The sequence below is a fragment of the Desulfobacterales bacterium genome, assembly GCA_028704555.1.
In the GTDB taxonomy this organism is placed as follows: Bacteria; Desulfobacterota; Desulfobacteria; order Desulfobacterales; family JAQWFD01; genus JAQWFD01.
Genome location: JAQWFD010000003.1, coordinates 52024 through 70652, shown reverse-complemented (window position 1 = coordinate 70652; position 18629 = coordinate 52024). Strand labels below are relative to the sequence as shown.

The following is an 18629-nucleotide window of genomic DNA, read 5'->3' as shown; positions in this document are numbered from 1 at the left end:
GAGGAACAGGACCTGAGTTAAGAGCAAAAGACAGGGCTGAGGGGTGTAACAGACTGTTAGGATGATCAATGGCGGAGCCGTGCCCATCAATTACAACAAATCTCACAAATCACATCATTCCGGCTATTGGCCGGGTGAAGGATGATTTTTACCACCCCGCGCAGGGATGACTCCCGACTATAGACTTTCGACTGATACACAAGGCGTGTCCGGGGCGATGAAGCCGAGCCAGGAGACCTGCCTGAAATCAGCGTAAGACAATATCCGGGATGATGGTAAAATCCGCAGCTGATACCGCTGCGGATTTTTTTATTTTAAATCCTACGACGCATTCAGAAGCCACCCACGCAATGAATCTGGAACAGGTCAAGGATCAAATCCGGCAACATACACTTTACGTTCAACAGGGTCTCCTGGCACGTCACTACCAGAATACACTCATAAAACCCAGGGGGAGTCTCGGGCTTCTGGAGGATATCAGTGTCCGGCTGGCTGGAATGACCAGACATCTGCGGTACAACATATCCGGCAAACACGTTCTGATCATGTGTGCCGATCACGGATTTGCCGCGCATGGCGTCAGCGCCTGTCCCGGACACGTTACCGGTCAGATGGCCCGTGCCTGCCTGAAGGAAACCGCCGCTGCGAGTGTCATCGCCAGGGCCAATGGCACTCACCTGAGCGTATTTGATATAGGCATCGCGAAAACCGTCGACTGCCCGGGTCGGAATAACCGAAAAATCCGGAAAGAAACCCGGGATTTTACCAAAGGTTTCGCAATGACGGGAGAGGAAACGCTGCAGGCGATCGGAAACGGCTTTGAAGAGACCCGCCGAATTGTTAAAACCGGCGCACATATTATCGCCCCCGGAGAAATGGGCATCGGGAATACAACGGCCAGCAGTGCCCTGTTGTCGGTGTTCAGTGATCTGCCCCCTGAACAGGTCACCGGGGGGGATCTTTGATCAATGATGCCACGCTGAAAAGAAAAACCGCTGTCATTCAGCAGGCCCTCCTCCAGAGCAATCAGCCGTCAAAAGACCGGCCCCTTGAGGTGCTGGCCAAGATAGGCGGATATGAAATCGCGGCAATCACAGGATGCATCCTGGCGGGCGCGGGCGAACGGGTGCCCGTGGTCATTGACGGGTTTATCGCAGTGGCCGCAGCCCTGACCGCCATATTCATCGCGCCCGGCTGTGAGCGGTTCATGTTCGCATCGCACATGTCCGCCGAACCGGCCCACAGGCTCACGCTCGAAATGCCGGGGCTGTGCCCCTCCCTTGTTTGAGTTCAACATGCGTCTGGGTGAAGCAACCGGAGCCATCATGGCCATGCAGATCATCCAGACCGCATCCAAACCCATCTGCGAAATGGACAGCTTTGAAACAGGGCACGCGTCAACAGCGGACCAGAGCTGTGAGCTGGACACCACCCGTTGATCAATTCTAGCGGCCCTGAACTGTCACCCATCATTTGAAAAAGTAAATTTGACTGAATAAAAGATATAACCTGCCTTAGCACAAATAAACTAAAAGTGCTTAATTTTGACTTGACATGTGGGAAAAATATGAATATTAAATATGCCGAAAAAGATATATGTCATAACTGACATATATCGCAAACACCGGTTTTAGTATTCTGAATATGGCTGGTTTATTACCATCCCGGGGCAAACTTACACGGTAACACGCTGCTGCTGCTACAGATTCTGGTTTTTTCCTTACGACTCCTTCTCCTGTTTGCTACTGATAAAAACGACTGTAAACATATTCAGTCTGAATGAAGTTGGCACGTTTTAAATAACGCGGCGCAATGAATGTTTTCGGGAAACCGGATACATTAACCATTGCCATCTGCGGAGGCATTAAAGGAGTCACCCATGTCTGAAGAATATGACAACAACGTTCTTGAACACCAGAGAATCGGAGCTTATTCGTTTGAAGAATTTCTGAAACTGGCCGAATCATTTCATGGCTATGCGGCACCGGGAATCATACTGGGGGGATTCATGGTTGATCTGGCCATGAAACATCTGCCGGAAGGAGACTTTTTTGACGCGATCTGTGAAACGTCGGCATGCCTTCCGGATGCCATTCAGCTTCTGACCCCATGCACATATGGCAACGGCTGGCTTAGACTCGTTGACTCCAGCCGTTATGCCCTGTCCATGTATGAAAAACAAAGCGGGGAAGGCGTGAGGGTCTCGCTGGATTTGTCTTTGTTAAGGGCCTGGCCGGAATTCAATTGCTGGTTTTTCAAACTCAAACCGAAAAAGGAACAGGATTCGAAACGGTTGCTCAATGAGATCAAAGAAGCCGGTTACGGCGTCTGCCGGCTCCAGCGGATAAACATCCATCCGGACATGCTCAAGCAAAAATCCAGGGGACAGGTCAATGTCTGCCCGCTGTGCGGAGAAGGGTTTCGAAGCCACCACGCGGCCATATGTCCGGCCTGCCTCGGCGACGGATACTTCAGTTTATCAGAGCAACAAGCAGAGGGGGCTGACCTGCAGCCGCTCAAGCTTAAAGCCCGGCCCGTGGAACTGGCCGTAGGGGGTACCGCGCTTCACGATATGACTAAAATCGTTCCCGGCAAGCTCAAAGGAGCCCTGTTTAAAGAAGGACAAAACATCACGATCGGAGATGTCTGTCGGCTTCAGACCATGGGCAAACAGCATGTGTATCTGCAGGAGGAAAATCAGATCGGGCCGGACTGGGTACATGAAGACGAAGCGGCGATATCCTTTGCCGAGACAATGAAGGGTAGCGGAGTAATCGCATGCGGCAGGCCCCACGAAGGAAAAATGGATCTTGAGGCGGAATCAGACGGACTCCTGGTGGTGGAATCCGAACATTTGAACCGCTTTAACCAGGTGCCGGAAGTCATGTGTGCCAGTCTTAAGAGCCATACCCTGGTTTACAAAGGGCAAAAAATTGCCGGTACCCGTGCGATTCCCCTGTATATGCGCAAGACAAACTTTATCCGGGCCATGGATATCCTCGGACAAACCCCCCTGTTTCAGATACGGCCACTGAAAAAGGCCTCTGTTGGGGTTCTGCTAACCGGAAATGAGGTGTTCAACGGGCTGGTGGAGGATCAATTCCTTCCGATTATCAGTAAAAAAGTGAACCGCTTCGATTGTGAGGTGGTTTGCAGTGAAACCGTGGCCGATGACCGGTCTATGATTACCGAAGCCATCGGTCGGCTCATTCAGGCCGGTGCAGATATGATCGTTGCCACTGCCGGAATGTCCGTGGACCCGGATGATGTCACCCGAGCGGGAATTATGGATGCGGGCGCAACCGACCTGATTTACGGAGCGCCGATCCTGCCCGGCACCATGATAATGCTGGCGCGCATCGGGGCAGTACAGGTGGTCGGCGTACCGGCCTGTGCTTTGTATTTCAATGTGACGAGTTTTGATTTGTTGCTGCCCCGTCTTCTGGCCGAAATTCCCATTACCCGGCAGGATCTGGCTCAAATGGGACACGGCGGATTTTGCATGCAATGCCGACAATGCGTGTTTCCCCGGTGTGCGCTGGGGAGATAACGTGGCTGCTTAAGGTTACGATGGATCAGAAAAAATATTTTACGGTTCATCGAAAATGCGTTCCGGAGCGATCAGAGGAAAACCGTGAAAACAGACGGCGTTAACTCATGACCGTCTCCGGAACCCGGGATGGGAAACAACCGTTTAAGGAGTATGTCGATGCAACAGCTTAAACCAACCATTCGGCTGCACATCTGGCTGGAAAATGAGGAGGGTATTGTATTTGGTTCCGGCCGGGCACAGCTGATGCTCAATATTGAACGATACGGGTCGCTGAAAAAAGCCGCCGAGGCAATGAAAATGTCTTACCGGGCGGCATGGGGTAAAATCAAGCAGACCGAAACCATTCTGGGTCACAAACTGATCCGGAAAATGGGCAGTAACCGTAAAGGCTATGAACTTACCGCCTTTGGAACCAGTATTACCCGTAACTTTTTATACTGGTTCGACGAGGTGGAAAAAAAAGCACTGAAAGAAGCGGAAAGCATTTTTCCGTGGCTGACGAATTCCTATAAAAATACTTCGGATATCCGTCCGGATTGTGTGGACACGGTCTGCCCATGGCCCGAAAAATCAATCGCAGATAAAAAACGGCCGAACGTGCCGGGCAATGCTCCTGAATAGCCCGTCCCGAAAACTCACCCTGTGAGGCAGTACATCATAAATCCGCTCTTCAGGCGGCCGGTTAATGGAAATTTTTCAAGATTAAACGGGGGAGAAGCCCATTGCCCGGGGCGGGTTTCTATCTGACGAACCGATCCCCGTGATTCAGAGAAGAATCAACTACCGCTGGCCGGATTATTTTTCTTCCATTCATCATTTTCAACCGTCTATCGGATAATCAATCACGATTTTCAAAACCTGACATGACTGATGCTGACAAATGACACGGCAAAGACTTTTCGAGTATGAAAAACGATGAAACCATCCGTGCAAAAAAATAATATGCTATTTATAACATATTAAATTTATTATATAAAAATAAATTTTAAGATTGACACCCATCCTCAACTATGTCAATTGTGGCATAACTATACAGCATAAAGAAACTCAGCCGATGAGTTCTATTTTTAAATATCACATGGACGAGTTTCTAAAGTGCATCAGCGGCATTCCTTCTAAGGTAAACGGATTTCTTTTCAGGTTGGGCGAGGTTGAAAAGGGATAGCTGCAATGGCAATGGAAATAAAAGGATTGTTTTAAAAAACCATTAGAAGGAGGGTGAAAATGGACTGTACCCGACGAGGCTTTATGAAAATGACGGGCCTTGGGGCGGCAACCTTTGCCTTGGGCCAACTGGGCTTTGACCTGACTCCGATCAAAGCCTATGCGTCCGATCTGAAAATCAAGGGCGCCCGGGAAGTGATCTCCATCTGTCCGTTTTGTGCAGTATGCTGCCATTTTATTGCACATGTCAAGGACGGAAAAATTGTCAGCACGGAAGGAGATCCGGGCTATCCGGTCAGTGAAGGAGCGCTGTGTGCCAAGGGGGCGGCAATGCTGTCGATGATCAACAGCGAGCATCGTCTCGAAAAACCCAAGTACCGCGCACCTTACAGTAACCACTGGGAAGAAAAAAGCTGGGAATGGACACTTGATCGCCTGGCGCAAAGAATAAAGGAAACCCGTGACAAGGATTTTAAACGCTACAGCAACGGATTAGAGGTCAACCGGATCGAATCCATTTTTCATCTGGGCTCTTCCCAGATGGACAACGAGGAATGCGCCCTGACTCATCAGGCCATGAGGGCGCTGGGCGTCGTTTACATGGATCATCAGGCTCGTATTTGACACAGCGCCACTGTTGCGGCTCTGGCAGAGTCGTTTGGACGGGGTGCGATGACCAATCACTGGATTGATATCAAGAATGCAGACAATATTCTCATCATGGGAAGCAACGCGGCCGAGCATCACCCGATCTGTTTCAAGTGGGTGTTAAAGGCCAAGGAAGAACGAGGGGCTACCCTGGTTCATGTCGATCCCAAATTTTCAAGAACATCGGCTCAATGCGATTTTCATGTTCCCCTGCGTTCCGGGACCGATATCGCCTTTCTGGGCGGAATGATCAAGTATATCCTTGAAAATGAAATGTATTTCAAAGACTACGTGCTGAATTATACCAACGCGTCTTTTATCGTCAGTAAGGATTTTAAATTCAAGAACGGGCTGTTTTCCGGATTTGATCCGATAAAAAGAGCCTATGACAAATCAACCTGGCAATTTGAACTGGACGCAAATGGTGCTCCCAGAAAGGACAGTAGCCTGAAAGATCCTAATTGCGTCTTCCAGCTGCTGAAAAAACACTATGACCGTTACAACCTGGATAAAGTATCGGATGTAACCGGGGTTCCAAAAGATGAACTCCTGAAGGTGTACAATGCCCACGCGGCCACCGGAAAACCCGACAAGGCCGGTACGGTTCTCTACGCTCTGGGATGGACCCAGCATACCGTAGGGGTACAGAATATCAGAAGTTCCGCCATTATCCAGCTTCTGCTGGGAAACATCGGTATAGCCGGCGGCGGAATCAACGCACTCCGCGGGGAACCCAACGTACAGGGTTCAACGGATCACTGCATTCTGTATCATATTCTGCCGGGCTATCTGGCCCTGCCGCTTGCCGACTGGCCGGGGCTCAAGGATTATTTAAAGGCCTGCACGCCGGTCAGCAAAGATCCAATGAGCGCCAACTGGTGGGGGAATTATCCCAAATACATGGTCAGTCTGCTCAAAGGGTGGTACGGAGACAATGCCACGCCGGAAAATGGTTACGGATACGGCTGGCTGCCCAAGGGAGACAAGGGGACACAGTATTCTTACATGCACCTGTGGGATGAGATGTACAGAGGCAACATCCGGGGTGGTTCCATATGGGCAACCTGCCCGGCGCAGAGTGCGCCAAATACCAACAAGGTCCGAAAATCGCTTGCCAATCTTGACTGGCTCTCGATTGCAGAAATTCATCACAACGAGACGACCGATTTCTGGCATGGTCCGGGCATGAACCCGAGTACCATCCGGACAGAGGTCTTTTTGATGCCTTCCTGCCACCGGGTGGAAAAAGAAGGCAGCGTGTCCAACAGCGGCCGGTGGCTCCTGTGGCACGAAAAAGCCACCGAGTGCCAGGGCGAATCAAAGTCCATGGGCCAGATCATGGTGGAAATCGTCAATCACGTCAGAGCATTGTACCGTAAGGACAGCGGGGTCTTCCCGGATCCGATATTGAAACTGGACTGGCCGGATTATTATGATCCGAATCAGATGGTCAAAAAAATCAACGGGCAGTTTACCCGGGAAACGACGGTCAATGGCAAGACATACCAAAAAGGCCAGCAGGTTCCCAGTTTTACGGCCCTCAAGGACGACGGCTCCACCACCAGCCTCAATTGGCTTTACAGTGGAAGCGTTACGGAAGAAGACGGAAACAAATCCAAACGCCGGGATCTGACACAGACCCCGCTTCAGGCAAAAATCGGACTGTTTCCGAATTTTTCATGGTGCTGGCCGGTAAACCGGCGGATTTTATACAACCGGGCATCGGTTGATACAAACGGACGTCCGTTTGATCCGACCCGTACGGTCATCCAGTGGACCGGCACAAAATGGGAAGGAGATGTTCCTGACGGTGGATGGGCGCCTGTTGCCAGCGGAGAAGGCAGATACCCGTTTATCATGCAAAAGGAAGGCTACGGTCAGCTCTTTGGAGCCGGCCGGGCTGAGGGGCCCTTCCCCGAACATTATGAACCAATCGAAACCCCGATAAAAAAGAATCCTTTTTCAAAACAGCTGAGCAATCCCTGTGCCGTCATCATGGAAAGCGATGCCGACGCACTGGCAAAACCCGGCGATGAGCGCTATCCCATTGTTCTGACCACTTACAGCATGACCGAACACTGGTGTGGCGGCGGCGAAACGCGGTTTGTTCCGGCACTTCTGGAAGCCGAACCCCAGTTGTATGTGGAAATGAGTGAAGAGCTGGCCAAAGAAAAGAACATCAAAAACGGTGATCCGGTAGTGGTTGAAAGCGCCAGGGGCAGAGTGGAAGCCATCGCTATGGTTACCATACGAATGCGTCCGTTCAAAATCGGCGGCAAAACGATTCATGAGATCGGAATGCCGTTTGCATTCGGATGGTTCAGCCCGGGGACAGGGGATGCCACCAACCGTCTGACACCGTGCGTTGGCGACCCGAACACCTGTATTCCTGAATACAAGGCGTGCTGTGTCAATATCAAAAAAGCCGACAAAGTGACTGAGCTGGCTTAGTGACTGCGGCCGGTCGTTAATGAACCGGCCGTTCATCGCAAAAGGAGGGAAATTATGTCAAAGGCATTTTTTGTGGATACCAGCAAATGCACTGCATGCCGGGGATGCCAGGTGGCCTGTAAGGAATGGAAGGGGTTTCCCGCAACATTGACAAAACAGCGGGGAAGCCATCAAAATCCGCCGGATCTCGGCCCTTTCAACAACAGGGTTGTCCGGTTCAAAGAAGAAAAAATTAATGGTAAGGTGGTCTGGAATTTTTTCGCGGATCAGTGCCGCCATTGTATCGAACCACCCTGCAAGGATGCAGCAGACAGTTATGTCAGCGGCGCGGTAATTATTGATGAGCCGACAGGAGCGGTGATATATACCGAACTGACCCGTCGCCTGCCTCAAGAGGCGTTTGATCAAATGTACGAAGACTGTCCGTATCACATTCCCAGACGACACGAAGGCACCGGCCTGATTTCAAAATGTAACATGTGTCTCGATCGGGTGTCCGAGGGACTTTTGCCCATCTGTGTTAAAACGTGTCCTACCGGAGGGTTGAATTTCGGAGACCGGGAGCAGATGCTGGCAATGGCAAAAAAACGGCTGGCCGTTATCAAGAAAGATTTTCCAGATGCACAGCTGGTGGATGAAGATTACGTCAATGTGATCTATCTGATCAAATACAAGCCAGAATCCTATCATGATTTTGTCGTTGCTCAGGGCCCATCGGGAATTACCCGAAAAACAGCACTGGCAAAATTGATATCACCTGTAACAAAATCGGTCCGATCGATTATCGGATAAATGAAAGGGGGGGGCAGCCCTTGCCCCCCTCTTTTCACCACGGTTTACCATTGAAATTCAATTGCCGAATCCGGACAAGGAAGGAGCACGCATGGAATGTCTTGAGGAAACCTGTATCTCTCATATCAGTGAAGCCGCTGCACAGTTGACAAAATCGAGGCCTGTTTACGGAACTGTTCTGGAATATTATGTCCGGATGTTTACCGCCCAGAAAAATTCAGAAAACCGGTTGTCCATTGATTCGATCACTATACCGGAAGCCATTTTGAAACTGAAACGAAAGGAGCAGCTGCCGCTGATCAGCCCATCCGAATTTGTGATCGATCAGGATGAATCTGCACGGTTGTTTAGATTCATCGGTGAAATCACCCAAACTGCCAATACCCAAATGAAAAACGCTGTCAACCAGATTATCAGCCGGGTGGACCGAAATGAGCTGGATCTGAAGTCGGTGTTCGGAATGTTTCTGCAATCCGATGAAACCGAATTTCAGCAAACAGCCGAAAAGCTGGGTATCGACGCCCAGACGCTTTCCTTTCTGACCTACAACAGCATCAAACCGTCCCTGTTGAAATGTTCCGAAGCACTATCGTGTTATCTTGGCCCTGATATGCCTTGGGAGAAAGGCATTTGCCCAGTATGCGGGGGGGCCGTGGCCATATCGCTTCTGGATGAAAATGGACGAAGATGTATGTGTTGCAGCTTTTGCTGGCATCAGTGGACGGTGCAGCGGGTCCAGTGCCCGAAATGCGGCAACCGTGACAGCAAATCCCTCGAGTATTATCGTATTGAGGGCGAAGCCGAATACCGGCTGGATGTATGTAATAAGTGCAAAGCCTATATTAAAACAATCGATATGCGAAATACGGATCGAAAAATATATCCGCAGCTTGAAGCCTGCAGCACGGTTCATCTGGACTGGATTGCCCGTGAAAAAGGATACCTCTGTACGGAATAAACCGGCGAACGCCGACAGCGCAGTTACCGGGAAGTGTCCCGAAATGTTATCCCCCGGCAGTATCGTACTGCCGGGATCACGCCGTTAGACTGTTTCCAAAAATCACATCACATATCCCCCGATTTCACTCTGCTCGAATGCTTTCATCCTTGCCGTCTTTCATATGACGTTTTGATGCGTTCATTTGATTTGAAATTTTCACTGATTTATACTACGGTAGCCTTGTTATGTTATATTTAGCACATCAGAAGGGCGGACGATGAAAGACCTTGAATCAACATTACGGATTCATTTATGGCTTGAGACGGATGAAGGGATGCTGTTTGGCATCGGCCGGGTGATACTGCTGAAAAAGATCGGAGAACTCGGATCTCTCAACAAAGCGGCCAAAAAAATGGGAATGTCTTACCGGGCGGCCTGGGGAAAAATAAAAGCAACTGAAAGAGAACTGGGCGTCGAACTGATTACAAAATCCCCCGATAGCCGGGGATTCGGCCTGACACCATTCGGCTATCAGCTTCTGGATGATTTTGACAGATGGCACCGTGAAATCGAATCAATCGCATTGGAAAAGGCAAAGACTGTATTTCCATGGCAGATTCACCCCTTCAAGGAATCCGACAAAAGCCCCTTTTCATGATGGATATCGCAAAATGTGAAACGATACGCTGACCTGATGTTTAGAATAAACTGCAAAACTTTTCAGAATCGATCTGAAAATCAGACTGACAGATATTCACACCGCCCCAGGCAATACTGATCCGGATTTTCCGGATACATGCGCCGGCAGTTCGTCAAAAGTTGCTTTTGTTATGCCCTGTTGCCGGATAAAACGATAGCAATGCGCTGAGCTGATAGGGGCGAATAATTATTCACCCCTACGACCCTTTCAATCCTACAATAAATAGCTTACGGCTTGCCATCGAATTGATGCTATTTTGCGTGGATACTCATCTGTCACGGCCTTGTCCTCCCCGGCTACCGCCGCCGTACCCCCCTGCTCCGCCTTGTCCTCCACGGCCCCCGCCGTATCCTCCTCTACCGCTACCGCCGCGACTTTCAGTGCGAGGGCGTGCTTCATTCACGTTAAGCGCTCTTCCTTTCAGCTCTTTTCCATTCAGGCCATCGATTGCCGCCTGCCCTTCAGCTTTAGAGGCCATCTCCACAAATCCGAATCCTTTTGATTGACCACTATCCCTATCTGTTATAATGGTGGCGGATTCAACCTGCCCGAATTGTTCTAAAGCCAGCCGCAAGTCATCTTCGGTGACCTCATACGACAAGTTTCCTACATACAGCTTCATTTAAATCTCCTTTTGTAATCAATTATAAATTTTCACATCACCTGACCAATTATTCTCCGTCCTGTTTGCCCTGATAAGTTGAAAAAAATGCACATATCAGGTAAAGTTGCCTTTTTAAAGGAAATACTTCTGTCATATTACGGGCGTTGAATCAGCGCCCTGCGGGCGGACTGAGGAGCGCTATCACTGGAGGGGCACTTCGTTTAAGACAAAAACCGATAAGCAAGGGGCTTTTATCTTATGACATTGCCAGGGGAGCAACGCTCCCCGTCCCTCAGTCTGTAACCTGCTGATCAGATTAATCAAAAAATAAAAATCCCTATACTGTCAAGACAAAAAAGTTTGCGGTAACAGGGGAGCAGCTTCAGCTGCAATCCCATGAATTTCATCTAAGCCGGGGTATAATCAATGGCAATAATCGTAAAAATGGCGTAAAAACAGCCCATGACAGACCTGATTCTGACAGAAAAATTTTCCGTTGCATCGGATTTTGCCAAAGCCCTGGGTGTAAAGAAAAAAGGGGCCGGCTATTTTGATGGGGATACGTATGTGATCACCTGGGCCGTGGGGCACCTGGTGGAGCTCTTTGAGCCCGATGATTATGACGCCAGCCTGAAAAAGTGGCGGGTCGAGTCCCTGCCTCTCATTCCAGACAGATTTCGATACAAACCCATCAAAAAAAGCTATCAGCAGTTTCATACGATCAAGACCCTTCTCAACAAAAGGCGTTTTGACCGGATCATCATCGCCACCGATGCAGGGCGGGAGGGCGAAGTCATCGCCCGGACCATCCTTCTGGAGTCCGGATTTACGGACAAGGCGCGCATCGTGCGCTTCTGGACCAGCCAGGCCCTGGTTCCCGAGGTGGTCAGGAACACCATGAAACAGCTGCGGCCCATGGTCGACTTCGACCGGCTGTGGCGTGCCGGATATTACCGCCAGGTGGCTGACTGGCTGGTCGGCATGAACCTGACCCGGGTTCTGACGGTAAGACTCAGGGATCTGTTTTCCGTGGGCCGTGTTCAGACAGCAGTGCTTGCCCTGCTTGTGGACCGGAGAAGGGAGCGGGAGCACTTTGTTCCCGAAACCTATTGGACCCTCAAGGTGCTTTTTGGTGGCGACAAAGGCCGCTGGACCGGCCGATGGTTCAAAAACAAGGAGACTAAGCTCACGGAGAAAAAAGCGGCAGACGAGCTTTTGGAACGTCTTAAAAACGAAATCTCTCCCGGTGTGGTTCTCACCATGGAGACGGACAAGAAAAGCGAGCCGCCCCCCTTGCTCTTTTCCCTGACCGACCTTCAGCAGGAGGCCAACAACCGGTTTGGTTTTTCGGCAAAAAAAACTCTGGCCATTGCCCAAACCCTGTACCAGGACAGAAAGTGCCTCTCCTACCCCAGAACCGACTCAAAAGTGCTTGGCACCACCAGCCTTGACCTTGTCAACACGGTGTTGGAAAAGCTGAAGACCGCCTGCTCGGATATTTTCTCAACCGTCGATCCAAAACGGGTGGCCCTCTCCAACCGCCGGGTGTTCAACGATGCAAAGCTTACCGACCACCATGCCCTGATTCCGTTCAAGCCCCTTTCAGAGGCTGCAAGCCAGGATGAAAAACGCTTGTTCGACCTGGTGGTGAGGCGCTTTGCAGCGGCGTTCCACCCGGATTGCCAGTTTGAGAACACCCGGGTGATCACCGAATTTGCCAACGAAACCTTCCAGACCGTAGGAAAGGTAATCCTCGATCCCGGATGGAGACGGGTTTACAGGACAGACACCCGGGACAAGGCAGAGGCCGAGGTCATTCCTCCCCTTGTAAAGGGGGACAGCGGCGCTGCAAAAAAAATCGACTGCGAGGAGAAGCAGACAACACCGCCTCCGGACTACTCCGATTCCCTGCTCTTAAAAGACATGACCAATCCGGGACGATATGTGGCCCAAGAGGAGATCAAACGGTTCTACCGGGGCGATATCGGCATCGGTACCCAGTCAACAAGGGCCCAGATCATCGAAACCCTGATCCAGAGAGCGTATGCCCAAAGAATCGGCAAACGGCTCGTTGCAACGGACAAGGGGGTGTATCTCGTTACCCGGCTGAGGCAGTGCCCGATTTCTTCGGTATTGGCCTCACCCGAAGAGACGGCCCGATGGGAGATGAGCCTCAACACCATCGCCCTCGGGGAAACATTGGACACGCGGTTCCTCGATGATATCAAACGATTTGTGACCGATGCCGTGGCAGAACTCAAATCGGATGTCATGGATGTAACACAGTTCAAGGCCGAGCGTCCGGAAGCTGAGGTCATCGGGGTCTGTCCCGCCTGCGGCAAGGCAGTCCGGGAAAATATCAGGGCGTTTTCCTGCGAGGACAGGGCCTGCGAATTTGTAATCTTCAAAAAAATCGCGGGCAAAAGCATCTCCGCCAAAATGGCGGCAAACCTGTTGAAATACCGTAAATCCGGTCCGTTCAAGGGATTTATCTCCAAGAAAAAGAAACGCTTTTCAGCCTCCCTGGTAATTAATAACCTTGACGGAAAATGGAAGGTTGCCTTTGATTTCAACAACCCCGCCAAAAGTTCAGCTGCCGATAAGCCCACCGCCCCGAAGACCCGATCAGACGTCAGTCCTGCTGCCAGGTCCGGGGTTGAACCCGTAACGGTTTTAGAACCCAAAGTAGCCACTTCCCTTTCCGGAGAGATGCGCTGCCCTCTGTGCGGGGGCACCATCATCGAAGGCAGGCGGGGCTTTGGATGCGCCAACTGGCGGCCGGAACACGGCGACTGCCACTTTGTGATCTGGAAGGAGATCGCAGGAAAGCGCCTGACACTGAAAAACGTTGAGATCCTTGTTTCGGGTAAAAAAACCCGGCCCTATACACTCAGGGATGATACCGGCGTCAAATTCATGGCAAGCCTGAGGATGGTCGAGACCGTCAGCCACGGCTTTGCCATCGAGGTTGAACCGAAAAATACGGACGGCTCAAGGCAGGGGTTCCAGATTTCCTGCTCCCGATAGGGGTTACGCCCTTCGGGCGGGCTGAGAAGCACTATCGATAGAGGAGCACTTCGTTTGAGACAAAAGGCAAGAAGCAAAAAACTTTTTAATTTTCTATCGCCCGTTTTTTTTGATAGCGTTTAAGAAATAAAACGCCATCCGTTAAAATTCGATTTGAAAACGGCCCTGATAGACATTCACACTGCCGTCTGCAACACCGACCCGGTCTTCCATATCGGCATAGATGTAATTGAGCATAAAACGAACGTTTGGATTGAGATACCAGTTCAACCCGACGGTAAAATCGCTTTCCTCTCCCCCGCTGATATTCTTATCATTCAGATCAACCGATGAATATCGAAGGGCCATTTGCCATCCGCCCCATTTATTCTGAGCCGGATGAAAATTCTGAATCGGTTTCACCATGGAATAATAACCATTTTTCCGGTTATAATTTCGATGCTCACCGGTGAAAAAATATCCCGCCTCGATATAATAACCGCTGAATTCCGGATCATCTGCGGTATTTGAATCCACAAACGAATGAATATACTCTCCCTGAAAGGATAAAGAACCTATAGCCACAGATATTTCGGGGTTGATCAAACTCACACCGTCCGCAGGTATGGCCCCCGTATCGACCAGATATGCATCCGAAATATGGGTCTCCGGACGTGTACGATACCGAACGGCCGTATTTCCTTCACTGCGGAACTGACTGCTATAGGAAAGACCCAGGTGAAGCAGCCGGCTTCCGTCATCAACATACCAGGGCAGATACGTCACCCGTGCTGTTACATTGTAATCGGAAAAATCGTTAAAACTGTCACCAAAACTATTGGCTTCCTGGAATATGCCGGCACGCCATGTCAGGTGATCGTCCAGTGCCGTATTGCTGAACATGATCCCCATGTTATACCCCGGAACAAACAGATTCTGAAGACTCCGTTCCATAAAAAGGATATATTTGTCACTCGTCTGATAATTCAGAGAAAACGGTTCCTTGAGATGACCGACCTTGACATTACCGACAACGGGTATGTGTTTCAGACCGATAAACACGTCATAAAAATCCGCGTCCCCGCCGGCAAAATCATACTGGGCCTTGAACTCGACCGCATCATACAGGGAACCTGAAACAAACAACCGCGCCCGACGGAACTCGGTTCCAAAACCTTCTATGTCCGGCGATTGAAAATCATTTTCAATCGTATCATCCGGCCCATAGACCGCCCAGTCGGCCTCAATCCTGCCTCCAATCCTGAGTTGTATCTGTTTATCCCTCGTATCCAGACGAAGTCCATCCTTCCAGTAGGCTCTGAAATCGGTCTCCTCCCCCTTTGTTGCCTTTTTTTCGGCCTCCGCCTTTTGCTTCAACTCCTTATATTCCTGGTCGGTAATCTGTTCCCTGTCTCTCAATATATCCAGGATTTCTTCGGAAACGTTTTTTTCCTGTGCCAAAACCAGCCCGGCCCCGCAACTGATCCAAACCATGACCAAAACCAAAAGTATCTTTCTGGCTGACGACAACGCTCCAAATAGTTTGAAACTTTTGAGGTACCGGCATATCTTCATCATATTTTCCCCTCTTCTGGACAAGGTTTATAAAAAATATAAAAAATCCGAATACTTCCCGGCATCCAAAAAGCGATTGCAAAGATCCCCATCCTCAGTCCGCCCGCAGGGCGCTGATTTATTTTGTATCTCTGTAAATCAAGGTTCCCACATGTTCGCCGTTCAAAGCACGGGTGATATTGCCGGGCTCCATGCCGTTGATAACCTGAACCTTTTCGATGACTTCACTGTTCTCGATGATATCCAGGCACGGGCGTTCGATGATCAGGTCGTCGAGCCCCCTTGCCTTTAATTCACCGACACTGATTTTCGGTATGAATTCAGCTTCCGGATTCTTCTTGGGATCATCGGTATAAAGCCCCTTCTCATCCTTGACAAACAAAATGGTTCCGGCTCCGATCAGGTCCGCCAGCAGCACCAGACCCACGTCTGTCCTGTGAACCGGAATGCGTCCCTTTGCCGGTCTGATGGCAAAAAAATCGTACGGCGGCATGCCGTGGGTTACCGGAATAATGCCCTGAACAAAATAGGTCGGAAGCTTCACGATATCATCATGCGATATCTTTATGCCTCCCCAGGGGGACAGAAGCGTGGCCAGCATCAGGGCATTCTGTTCGGAAATCGCGCTTCCGAACTTGGCGATAATTCCGGTCGGCATTCCCATTTCCAGGCCGATGGTGTAAATATGACGGCTTCGGGTGCCGCCGCCTGCGACAAGCAGCATTTTATGCGCGTCCCGGTTGGCAACAATTTCCTTGATAATCCCGGGAAGCGCCTTGATGCCCCGGTCACAGATGGACTGCCCGCCGATTTTTATCAGACAGACATCCGGAAACAGTTTCTGTTGCGGCGCTATATCCAGATTTTCAATAAAGGATGTGCTGACAAGACTTTGGCCCATCAGCTTGCTTTTGACATGTAATCGTTTTCCGTCCTTCTCCCTTACCAGCGACATGAAACGATGCCTCCTCTGTTATTCCCGTATTCCAAAATCCTGCCCGCCTGCGGGCAGGAAACCCGCAAGCGGGTAATTTTGACTCCGTCGTCAACCTTCCCCTTCTTCCCCCTGCGAATGTTTGGAACCCCTGGGAAGCTTTACAATATCGGCTTCCAGCTCTTCGGCCAGAAAATCGAGTTCGCTCTTACGAAAATGATCGGCATAGACTTTCAAATTCAAGTCCGATACGGCAGCGATTCGATAACTGGGGTTTCTCTCACCTTCTTTGCTCCGCAACCTTTCCCGATAAAATATTTTTCCCGGCATGCTCTCCTCACCTCCTTTCATATTTCAGGCGCTTAATTCTTTTCGTAATTTCTATGGTAAGAAATGATCGTTATAATACCCGTTATTGTCCGGCCGGCGATTGCCCGCCGATGACCTCAACGCCATAATCAAGACATGTGACATAGACCTGCCGGCCGATGCCGATACCGCGTTTATCGTATTCCTTTCTTTTCATTAAGACGCTCAGGGGTATCCCGATATCGACCAGCATACGGACCCAGTTTTTTTCCTCGGTGATCTGAAAAAGCCTTCCCTTATGAGCAATGGCAGTACCGTCCGTTTCAGCAAAATCCGACACTTGAATGGATTTCGGATTGATGGAAATCTTTATGCGCCCGTGTTCATGCGTCTGAACGGGGATCAATACCTTATTTTGGACCCGGCAAAAACGTTTTCCCTCCACGTCAATCACGTCTCCGCTGAAAACGTTTTCAAAGATGGAATCACTGGTGCGCCCCTCGAAAAGAAACAGGGTCTCATCCGCCAGTTTCAACGCCTGCATGGGATTATGGGTACACACGATCACCGAAATATCTTTTTCTTGCTGAATATCGAGAATAATATTTTCTATGGCTATCTGGCTTTCCACATCCACACTGGCGGTAGGTTCATCAAACATGATGACCTTTGGAGCGCAGGCAAGTGCCCTGGCAATAGCGACGCGCTGTGTTTCGCCTCCGGAAAGGTGCGGCGCATCGGCTTTGGCAAAACCGCGCATTCCAACCAGATCCAGAGATTCTTCAACGATTTTTCTTCGTCGGATTTTCGGGATATTTCGCATCTTCAGGCCGAATTCGACGTTTTTATAGACCGAGGTGCTGAAAAGGATAGGATGCTGATGCAGAAGCACCACCTCCTTACGCAACGGTTGCAGGGCTTTTTCTGCAAACTGAACCGGGCGGTCATTGTAAAAAAGCGTTCCGGATGTCGGCGTAGAGATAAAACTCAGGATATGAAGAAGCGTTGTTTTTCCGGAGCCGTTCGGCCCCATCAATGCATAGATTTTGCGTTCCAGAACAGACAATTCCGACACGTCGAGCACGGTTCGTCCATTATAGATTTTTTTCAGATTTCTTGCGGAATACAGCATCAGACCGTTGTCCTGCCCTGAAAATGATTCAACAAAATATTCATGATCAGGCTGATACTCATCAGAATCATGCCCAGAGCAACCGCAAGGACAAATTCTCCCTTGTCGTATTCCAGAGCCATAGCCGTTGTCATCGTCCGGGTAAATCCTCTGGCATTGCCGCCAAGCATCATGCTGATCCCTATCTCCGATATCACCCGGCCAAATGCAGCCACTACGGCGGCAATGATTCCGAAACGGGCCTCCCTCAATATGACCAGTGAGGTATGAAATCTGTCTGCCCCCAGCGTCATTGCCGTCACCCGGTATCGTTTATCGATCCGGCTGATGGCCGATATCGTAAATATGGAAACAATCGGGATAATCAGTATGACCTGACCGATGATAATGGCCCGCTGGGTATACAGCAGGTCAAAAACACCGAATATTCCCCGCCGGGATATAAAAACATATACAAAAAGTCCGATGACCACCGTCGGAAGGGCCAGGAGGGTATTGAGCAGCGTGATCACGACTCTTTTGGCCCTGAACCGGGTAATTGCAACGATAAACCCCAATGGTATCCCGACACAGGCGGCGATTAAAGTCGACGATGTACTCACCTTCAAAGATACCATGACCACGTTGAAAAGATCCGGGTCCAATGCCCTGATAAGAATCAATGCGGACAAAAAGCTGTCGATAAAAAAATCCATCGTCTGCCTCTGCAAATACGCCCCGTTTACAGGAAAGAGGGTTGGATACCGTTTAAAAATCAATCAATTTAGCGGCGAGCTTACCCCCACAACGCGAGTTATTTTTTAGAGGCCTTTAATTTCAAG

At 50.1% G+C, this 18629-nt stretch carries 16 protein-coding genes; 10 read left to right on the top strand and 6 right to left on the bottom strand.

Annotation, left to right across the window (positions count from 1 at the left end; genetic code table 11):
* The first annotated feature begins 269 nt into the window (after nucleotides 1-269).
* The 9 genes from PHQ97_02155 (at nucleotide 270) to PHQ97_02115 (ending at nucleotide 10206) form a co-directional block, all read left to right on the top strand.
* The gene (locus tag PHQ97_02155) at nucleotides 270-965 is read left to right on the top strand and encodes a nicotinate-nucleotide--dimethylbenzimidazole phosphoribosyltransferase (protein MDD4391536.1); all 696 of its coding nucleotides are present in this window, start codon (nucleotides 270-272) and stop codon (nucleotides 963-965) included.
* Entirely contained in the window at nucleotides 962-1288 is a 327-nt protein-coding gene (locus PHQ97_02150) for a nicotinate-nucleotide--dimethylbenzimidazole phosphoribosyltransferase (GenBank protein ID MDD4391535.1), read from the top strand. Before PHQ97_02155 ends, PHQ97_02150 begins: the two co-directional genes overlap by 4 nt.
* 7 nt (nucleotides 1289-1295) lie before the next feature.
* Nucleotides 1296-1439: a nicotinate-nucleotide--dimethylbenzimidazole phosphoribosyltransferase gene (locus PHQ97_02145; protein ID MDD4391534.1), complete on the top strand. Its 144-nt coding sequence runs from the start codon at nucleotides 1296-1298 to the stop codon at nucleotides 1437-1439.
* A gap of 440 nt (nucleotides 1440-1879) precedes the next feature.
* Entirely contained in the window at nucleotides 1880-3550 is a 1671-nt protein-coding gene (locus tag PHQ97_02140; GenBank protein ID MDD4391533.1) for an FmdE family protein, read from the top strand.
* A 159-nt stretch (nucleotides 3551-3709) separates the two neighbouring features.
* Complete coding sequence (locus PHQ97_02135; protein ID MDD4391532.1) at nucleotides 3710-4174, top strand: LysR family transcriptional regulator; 465 nt, start codon at nucleotides 3710-3712, stop codon at nucleotides 4172-4174.
* Nucleotides 4175-4777: 603 nt separating this feature from the next.
* Nucleotides 4778-7816 (top strand): formate dehydrogenase-N subunit alpha, encoded by a 3039-nt coding sequence (gene fdnG, locus PHQ97_02130; GenBank protein MDD4391531.1) that lies wholly within the window; start codon nucleotides 4778-4780, stop codon nucleotides 7814-7816.
* Between the two features lie 54 nt (nucleotides 7817-7870).
* Nucleotides 7871-8608, top strand: a complete 738-nt coding sequence (locus PHQ97_02125) for a 4Fe-4S dicluster domain-containing protein (GenBank protein ID MDD4391530.1) — start codon at nucleotides 7871-7873, stop codon at nucleotides 8606-8608.
* Between the two features lie 91 nt (nucleotides 8609-8699).
* Nucleotides 8700-9566 carry a formate dehydrogenase accessory protein FdhE gene (locus tag PHQ97_02120; protein MDD4391529.1) on the top strand — a complete coding sequence of 289 codons (867 nt, stop codon included), beginning with the start codon at nucleotides 8700-8702 and terminating at the stop codon, nucleotides 9564-9566.
* A gap of 259 nt (nucleotides 9567-9825) precedes the next feature.
* Nucleotides 9826-10206, top strand: coding sequence for a LysR family transcriptional regulator (locus PHQ97_02115; protein MDD4391528.1), 381 nt, complete (start codon nucleotides 9826-9828; stop codon nucleotides 10204-10206).
* A 310-nt stretch (nucleotides 10207-10516) separates the two neighbouring features.
* Here the strand turns inward: PHQ97_02115 and PHQ97_02110 are convergent, their stop codons facing one another.
* Nucleotides 10517-10870, bottom strand: coding sequence for an RNA-binding protein (locus PHQ97_02110; GenBank protein ID MDD4391527.1), 354 nt, complete (start codon nucleotides 10868-10870; stop codon nucleotides 10517-10519).
* A 444-nt stretch (nucleotides 10871-11314) separates the two neighbouring features.
* On the opposite strand from PHQ97_02110, the gene PHQ97_02105 reads away from it, so the two are divergent.
* Complete coding sequence (locus tag PHQ97_02105) at nucleotides 11315-13879, top strand: DNA topoisomerase 3 (GenBank protein MDD4391526.1); 2565 nt, start codon at nucleotides 11315-11317, stop codon at nucleotides 13877-13879.
* A gap of 141 nt (nucleotides 13880-14020) precedes the next feature.
* Here the strand turns inward: PHQ97_02105 and PHQ97_02100 are convergent, their stop codons facing one another.
* From PHQ97_02100 to PHQ97_02080, 5 genes are all read right to left on the bottom strand, one after another.
* A complete protein-coding gene (locus PHQ97_02100) occupies nucleotides 14021-15352 on the bottom strand; it encodes a porin (GenBank protein ID MDD4391525.1) in 1332 nt (443 codons plus the stop codon).
* Nucleotides 15353-15551: 199 nt separating this feature from the next.
* Nucleotides 15552-16388: a uridine kinase gene (locus PHQ97_02095; protein MDD4391524.1), complete on the bottom strand. Its 837-nt coding sequence runs from the start codon at nucleotides 16386-16388 to the stop codon at nucleotides 15552-15554.
* Nucleotides 16389-16478: 90 nt separating this feature from the next.
* Nucleotides 16479-16697 (bottom strand): hypothetical protein, encoded by a 219-nt coding sequence (locus PHQ97_02090; GenBank protein ID MDD4391523.1) that lies wholly within the window; start codon nucleotides 16695-16697, stop codon nucleotides 16479-16481.
* Nucleotides 16698-16779: 82 nt separating this feature from the next.
* The gene (locus PHQ97_02085; GenBank protein MDD4391522.1) at nucleotides 16780-17808 is read right to left on the bottom strand and encodes an ATP-binding cassette domain-containing protein; all 1029 of its coding nucleotides are present in this window, start codon (nucleotides 17806-17808) and stop codon (nucleotides 16780-16782) included.
* A complete protein-coding gene (locus PHQ97_02080) occupies nucleotides 17808-18503 on the bottom strand; it encodes an ABC transporter permease (protein ID MDD4391521.1) in 696 nt (231 codons plus the stop codon). Before PHQ97_02080 ends, PHQ97_02085 begins: the two co-directional genes overlap by 1 nt.
* Between the last annotated feature and the right edge of the window lie 126 nt (nucleotides 18504-18629).

What these genes read in the sequence shown, in the direction of transcription:
- PHQ97_02140 (MDD4391533.1), top strand. Translation starts at nt 1,880, where the DNA reads ATGTCTGAAGAATATGACAACAACGTTCTTGAACACCAGAGAATCGGA.
- PHQ97_02105 (MDD4391526.1), top strand. Translation starts at nt 11,315, where the DNA reads ATGACAGACCTGATTCTGACAGAAAAATTTTCCGTTGCATCGGATTTT.
- PHQ97_02125 (MDD4391530.1), top strand. Translation starts at nt 7,871, where the DNA reads ATGTCAAAGGCATTTTTTGTGGATACCAGCAAATGCACTGCATGCCGG.
- PHQ97_02080 (MDD4391521.1), bottom strand. Translation starts at nt 18,503, where the DNA reads ATGGATTTTTTTATCGACAGCTTTTTGTCCGCATTGATTCTTATCAGG.
- PHQ97_02135 (MDD4391532.1), top strand. Translation starts at nt 3,710, where the DNA reads ATGCAACAGCTTAAACCAACCATTCGGCTGCACATCTGGCTGGAAAAT.
- PHQ97_02085 (MDD4391522.1), bottom strand. Translation starts at nt 17,808, where the DNA reads ATGCTGTATTCCGCAAGAAATCTGAAAAAAATCTATAATGGACGAACC.
- PHQ97_02095 (MDD4391524.1), bottom strand. Translation starts at nt 16,388, where the DNA reads ATGTCGCTGGTAAGGGAGAAGGACGGAAAACGATTACATGTCAAAAGC.
- PHQ97_02100 (MDD4391525.1), bottom strand. Translation starts at nt 15,352, where the DNA reads ATGGTTTGGATCAGTTGCGGGGCCGGGCTGGTTTTGGCACAGGAAAAA.
- PHQ97_02110 (MDD4391527.1), bottom strand. Translation starts at nt 10,870, where the DNA reads ATGAAGCTGTATGTAGGAAACTTGTCGTATGAGGTCACCGAAGATGAC.
- PHQ97_02155 (MDD4391536.1), top strand. Translation starts at nt 270, where the DNA reads ATGATGGTAAAATCCGCAGCTGATACCGCTGCGGATTTTTTTATTTTA.
- PHQ97_02115 (MDD4391528.1), top strand. Translation starts at nt 9,826, where the DNA reads ATGAAAGACCTTGAATCAACATTACGGATTCATTTATGGCTTGAGACG.
- PHQ97_02090 (MDD4391523.1), bottom strand. Translation starts at nt 16,697, where the DNA reads ATGCCGGGAAAAATATTTTATCGGGAAAGGTTGCGGAGCAAAGAAGGT.
- PHQ97_02120 (MDD4391529.1), top strand. Translation starts at nt 8,700, where the DNA reads ATGGAATGTCTTGAGGAAACCTGTATCTCTCATATCAGTGAAGCCGCT.
- PHQ97_02145 (MDD4391534.1), top strand. Translation starts at nt 1,296, where the DNA reads ATGCGTCTGGGTGAAGCAACCGGAGCCATCATGGCCATGCAGATCATC.